The 5,748-nt window shown below is 61.6% G+C and carries 3 protein-coding genes and 2 pseudogenes; 3 read left to right on the top strand and 2 right to left on the bottom strand.

Annotation, left to right across the window (positions count from 1 at the left end; all coding sequences use genetic code 11):
- Positions 1 to 454 precede the first annotated feature (454 nt).
- Positions 455 to 622 carry a cold-shock protein gene (locus RFM98_RS31515; RefSeq protein ID WP_320217942.1) on the top strand — a complete coding sequence of 56 codons (168 nt, stop codon included), beginning with the start codon at positions 455 to 457 and terminating at the stop codon, positions 620 to 622.
- A 415-nt stretch (positions 623 to 1,037) separates the two neighbouring features.
- Here RFM98_RS31515 and RFM98_RS30970 read toward each other — a convergent pair.
- Together RFM98_RS30970 and RFM98_RS30965 are read right to left on the bottom strand one after the other, a co-directional pair.
- Positions 1,038 to 1,298: pseudogene (locus RFM98_RS30970) on the bottom strand (ATP-binding protein); the annotation flags it as partial.
- A pseudogene (locus RFM98_RS30965) lies at positions 1,293 to 1,682 on the bottom strand (sigma factor-like helix-turn-helix DNA-binding protein); the annotation flags it as partial. The pseudogenes RFM98_RS30970 and RFM98_RS30965, both read right to left, overlap by 6 nt.
- Positions 1,683 to 2,409: 727 nt before the next feature.
- Between RFM98_RS30965 and RFM98_RS30960 the strand changes: the two are divergent.
- Entirely contained in the window at positions 2,410 to 3,780 is a 1,371-nt protein-coding gene (locus tag RFM98_RS30960; RefSeq protein WP_430682400.1) for a M16 family metallopeptidase, read from the top strand.
- Complete coding sequence (locus tag RFM98_RS30955) at positions 3,780 to 5,159, top strand: M16 family metallopeptidase (RefSeq protein ID WP_430682398.1); 1,380 nt, start codon at positions 3,780 to 3,782, stop codon at positions 5,157 to 5,159. Before RFM98_RS30960 ends, RFM98_RS30955 begins: the two co-directional genes overlap by 1 nt.
- The last annotated feature ends 589 nt before the right edge of the window (positions 5,160 to 5,748 follow it).

Here is a 5,748-nt window from a genome sequence, read left to right as displayed (position 1 = left end):
CTTTGTGCTTGACGGCACGAGGGCGCTGGTCGGACAACTGGGGCAAAGGCGGCAGCCAGCCAGGCTGCACCTCGACTATCTTGCCGTTGATCGGCAGGCACTGCAAAACCGACTGCGGGGCTGATGTGCCAGTTGAGATCGGTGTTACGCCGGATTGTTTCTACGGCGCAGATTACCCGCAGATCTACCACAAGGCCGGCGCATGGCGGGGTAGGTCGAAAGCCCCTCAGGGCGACTGGAGACGTGCCTCGCGCCTATCGCCTTCTCAACCTCAGATGATCAGCACCGCGCCGCAAAGGCGGTCCCCGCTACAGCGCTAGTTGAAGAGCGCGCGGGCGACCGCCTTTGCTCTCTCCAGCGCTTCAGCTCGCGTCGGTTTTCGACCGTCGTCGACAACAGATGACAAACCGCTCAGCGGCAGTCAGCTGGCACCTCGAACTGTGTCCACGCCGAGGTGAAGTGGTTCAATGCCAGCAAAGGTTTCGGCTTCGTTGCACTCGCCGACGGCGCGGACGCATATCTTCATATGCGGGTGGTGGAGGCGGCCGGATGCCGCAGTGGCGCGCATCTCAAGGTTATCCTTGAGGAAAGGCCAAAGGGCCGTCAGGTGGCGCAAAGGTAGAGGTCGTGAAAGCGTCAACTCCTCAGCGTGTAGCGGACCGATCCAGTGTTGGACTGGGCCCCCAGTCGGAGATCTCAGGCACTGTTAAGTTTTACAATCCTGAAAGGGGCTGCGGCTTCATCGCACTAAAAGCGGCGAGAAGGATATTTCGTTCATGCCTCTGCGCTGACCCGGTCTGGGCTCGCTGCGCTGGTTGAAGGGCAAAAAGTATTCGCCGAATGCGCGGCAGGCAAAAGAGGTCTGGAACGCATTCGGCTCGCATAGCTCATCGCTCGGGCAGCCGATTCTTATTCTGGGTAAGGAGCCCGCTGCCGGAAGGCGACAGCGGGCTCGCATCGAAAACAGCGCACGAAGGGACAGCGCTGAATTCACGCCGGCATGCACTTCAGGGACGTGCAATGCCGACACCGGGACCTTACAGGCCGAAGAGCTCATCGCAATGCACAAAATCTTTTCGCATGTGCGAAATTGTCAACACCACAGTTGCGTGCCAGTGCGGCACGGGAATTTGGCTGGTGACGATTGTGGAAGCGCGGCCATGGCGATCGTCGAGGATCTCCAGGAGGTCGCGACGCTCGGTGGCATTGAGGACCGACAGGCCCCAGTCGTCGAGGATAAGGAGTTGAACGCGCCCGAGCGTCTTGAGCAGGCGGCCATAGCGCCCATCGCCACGCGCTTTCCAGGCCTCGAAGGTCGTACAAAACCAGGTGTAGCCAAAGCCGTCGGGATTGGCGGCGCGATACTCTTCCCATAACAGCACCCGCGTTACATTGCGCCGGCGCAACTCCTTCTCGACATAGCTCCAATCGGGTACCGGCCGCCGCGGGCTTTGCGATGCTGCCTTCGGCGCCGGGAAGAGCAGCAGCTCAAGGCCTTCGTCATCCATCCCCTCTGGCAGCGGCCAGCTCAGCCCGGCAAGACGGGCGCGCCGCAGATAACCATGCACGACGCCATTGCTCACCCCAAGCGTGTGCGCGATGGCGCGTTCGGTCAGGCCCTGGACATGCCTTAGACGTAAAACTTCTCTGATCCGGCGCATCGACAATCTCTGGGTTGGCATCAGGCTTCCTCGTTTGAACGAGGCACCCTGTAGCTGAGTTGTCGGCCGAAGCGTCCAGCACCTCCGAAAAGGTGCTCACGATCATCTGAAATCGTTGCTCACGATCGTCTGAAATCGTTGCTCATGATCTCGTGAAATCCGTGCTCACGATGCGGTGAAATCCGTGCTCACCATCGTCTGAAATACGCAATCGGACCCAAACTTCACGTCGGGTACGTGGTAAAAGCGGCGACTTTGAACATTGCGCAGGGCCCGGGCGTTCATGGTCAGCGTTCGGTTGGGCAGGCAAATTACAGGAACTTACCCCCATTCACCGAGACACAGCAGTATCGCTGGCCGGCTTTCTGGAAGCACCGCCAGAGCAGCTCCGGTTCGGAGGGAGCACCCGCTTGGTGGTGCTCTCGCCTTCGAGGCTGACACGCTGATTTAGCCCAACTGATGCTGCGGAAGGGTAGGGGGACCTACCCGCCACCGCCGGCCACATACATGAGCGATACCGCACCAGCTATGCTTGCCCCCGGTTCGGGAGCGTGAACGGCAACGTGCCGAACCACCGCTCCCTTGCGATCGCATTGGCCAAGGCTGGGGAGTGAAACCCGACAATGTCCGACAACCGACATGGTCGGTTTGGGTGCGAACGCGTTGCCCGCAAGTCATTTCTGTCTGGCACGTTCCATGCTTACCCGATCTGTCGAACGCGTAGCGCACCAAGGAGCAAAACAGAGTCATGACGATGTTCGCTGCAAACCCCGGCGGCTGGGTTTCCAAGACCCTGCTGGTAACCATCTTAGCCTTCACCGGGATCAGGTCGCCAATGGCCGGCGAAAAGTCTCCATCCGATTTCCTGCTCCGCAATGGCATGGAAGTGGTGGTCATTCCTGACCATCGCGCTCCGATCGTCACCCACATGGTCTGGTACAAGGTCGGCAGTGCCGACGAGCCGCCCGGCAAATCCGGCATCGCGCATTTCTTCGAGCATCTGATGTTCAAGGCCACCGCCAACCACGCCGCCGGCGAGCTCGATCGTGCGGTGTCCGAGATCGGCGGCTCCAAGAATGCCTTTACCTACTACGACTTCACCGCTTTCCACGAGACCGTGCCGCCCTCGGCGCTGGGCCAGATGATGAGCTATGAGGCCGACCGCATGCGCAACCTCGTCCTCACCGACGACGTCATCAAGACTGAACGCGACGTGGTTCTCGAGGAGCGCCGCTCGCGCATCGAAAATAATCCGCAGGCGGTGCTCACAGAGGAGCTTGATGCTACGCTCTGGCAAAATCAGCCTTATCGCATCTCGGTCGTCGGCTGGATGCAGGAAATCCAACAGCTCAACCGAGAGGACGCGAAGGCGTTTTACGACGCCCACTACCACCCAAATAGCGCGGTGCTGGTGGTGGTGGGCGATGTCGATCCCGACGCCGTGAAGGCAATGGCCGAAAGGACCTACGGCAAGATCGCGCGTGGACCGGATCTGCCGCCGCGCATCCGCCCCGTGGAGCCGGAGCAGAACACCAGACGCACGGTGACGCTCACCGATGCGCGCGTCTCGGTGCCGAGCTTTTCCACGCAATGGGTGGTGCCATCCTATCATACGGCCAAACCCGGCGAGGCGGAGGCGCTCGACCTGCTGGCCGAGATCCTCGGCGGCGGCAACCGCAGCCGGCTGTATCAGGAGCTCGTCGTCAAGCAGGGAATCGCCTCCTCGGCGGCCGCCTATTTCCAGGGCACGATGCTCGATGCCACCAACTTCACCGTCTATGGCGCCCCGCGCGGCGACGCCAAGCTCAGCGATGTCGAGGCGGCGGTCGATGCCGAGATCGCCCGCATCGTCAAGGACGGCGTGTGCGACGATGAGCTGGAGCGGGCCAAGACCCGCTACGTTCGTTCGATGATTTTCACCCGCGACAAACAGGACGAAATGGCCAATCTGTACGGCTGGACGCTCGCTACCGGCGGCAATGTGAAGGACGTTCAGGAATGGCCGGACCGCATCCGCAAGGTCACGGCGGAAGAGGTCAAGGCGGCCGCCGCCCGCTACCTCGTGCTCGACCACTCGACCACCGGCTATCTCTTGCCCCAGCAACAGGCGGGGAATTGATGATGAGCCTGGTCCTTGAACGGATGAGCAGCGTTCTTTCCCCCGCGAGGGGAGAAGGAACGGTGGTGCGCGCCATCGCCACTCTGTGCATTGCCCTGTTCTTCCTGTCGCTGCCGGCGCTTGACGCGCGCGCCGCGATGAACATCCAGGAGGTCAGGTCGAAGAAGGGCATCACCGCTTGGCTGGTGGAAGACCATTCGATCCCGCTGGCCGCCATCCGCTTTGTCTTCGACGGCGGCACCGCGCAGGATCCCGCCGGCAAGGAAGGCCTGGTCAATCTGATGACCGGCCTGTTCGACGAAGGCGCCGGCGACCTCGACAGCGATGCCTTCCAGCTGAAGCTCGACGATGCCGGCGCCGAGATAAGTTTCCAGGCGGCGCGCGACGGCACCTATGGCTCGATGCGCATGCTGTCCGACCAGATGGACGAGGCGTTCGGCCTGCTGAAGCTGGCGGTGAACAGCCCGCGCTTCGACCAGGCGCCGATCGATCGCATCCGCGCCCAGGTGCTCTCCGGCATCCTCGCCAACGAGCGCGACCCCCACACGGTGGCGGAGCAGCGCTGGCTGCGCGCGATCTATGGCGGGCATCCCTATGCGCGGCCGTACCAGGGGACCAAGCAGAGCTTGGCCACCATCACGGCCGCAGACATCAGGGCTTTTCACAAAGCGAATTTTGCCCGCGGCGGCCTGCATGTGGCGGTGGTGGGCGATATCGACGCCGCCACGCTGAGCGGCAAGCTGGACGAGGTGTTCGGCGATCTGCCGCAGAAGCAGACGCTGGCTCCCGTGGACGACATCAAACTCAAGCTCGGCCAGCAGCTCGAAGTCAATTACGACCTGCCGCAGACCTCGCTGCAGCTTGCCTGGCCCGGCGTGAAACCGAACGCGCGAGATTTCTTCGCTGCCGCGCTGATGAATGAGATCCTCGGCGGTTCGACCTTCACCTCGCGCCTCTTCGAGGAGGTGCGCGAGAAGCGCGGCCTTGCCTATGGCGTCAGCTCGAAGCTAGTCGATCACGAGCATTCCAACGCGCTACTGGTGACGACTGCGACGCGCTCCGATCGGGCCGCCGAGACGCTTTCGATCGTGCGCAAGGTGGTGAAGGACATGGCCGAGAAGGGGCCGACCGAGGAGGAGCTCGCGGCGACCAAGAAATACCTGATCGGCTCGTTTGCGATTAACCACCTCAAGTCTTCGGATTCGATTGCGGCGACACTGGTCGGGCTACAGCGCGACAATTTCGCCATGGACTATATCAAAAACCGCGCTGCGCTGATCGACGCCGTATCTCTGGAGGATGTCAGGACGGAGGCTAGGAAGCTTCTGTCGGCCGATCCGACCGTCATGATCGTCGGGCCGCCGCTCAACCGATATTAAAGGATGAGCGGCAGCTTCCTTGCTGGTTAGCAAGGCAGCCAATCGCTTAAGCTTGCATCACCTGTCTCCTGGCGCTAATGCCGCCCTCTTTCTGCGGCGTATGCCTACGACAAAAAATGCGAGCGCACGCGATCCGCGCGGCCCGCAATGATAAGTCGAGCTGTGGCGTCTAAGCTGACGCCTCAACATCGTAGATCGGCCACCTCCGATTGCTAGGTACCGAGGCACAGCCGTCCCGGCGCCGGCTTGCCGCGCCAGCATTGACTGACTTTGAGGTTCTGAGCGCGCTGATTCCTCCCGGGTCAGCCGCGCCAGCTTCTACGATCCCGAGATCAATCGCAGCTACGGCATGATGGCATCCCATTATGGCGTCGGCGTTCTTCCAGCACGGCCGGATCAACGCGACCCAGGATCAGACCGAAACTGGCCGCTTTCAAATCGGAACGGCGGCCGGAATGAAATCGGAATCGGGAGGGTTATGTGAGGTCGGGCGCGACTTTTCGGCAGGCTGAGCCGATCTCACATAACCCGGATTGGTCTAAGCCGCGGGTAGTCTAGGCACCTTATGGGTGAAGTAAAGCCAGCTCAT

Origin of the sequence: Mesorhizobium australafricanum (assembly GCF_033977265.1) — a bacterium.
Classification (GTDB): domain Bacteria; phylum Pseudomonadota; class Alphaproteobacteria; order Rhizobiales; family Rhizobiaceae; genus Mesorhizobium; species Mesorhizobium australafricanum.
The sequence above is the reverse complement of the archived record's forward strand: the minus strand, read 5'-3'. Positions and strand labels throughout refer to the sequence as shown.

Bases quoted from the DNA above. Each gene is read 5' to 3' on its own strand.
- RFM98_RS30955 (WP_430682398.1), top strand. From the start codon at position 3,780: ATGATGAGCCTGGTCCTTGAACGGATGAGCAGCGTTCTTTCCCCCGCG.
- RFM98_RS30960 (WP_430682400.1), top strand. From the start codon at position 2,410: ATGACGATGTTCGCTGCAAACCCCGGCGGCTGGGTTTCCAAGACCCTG.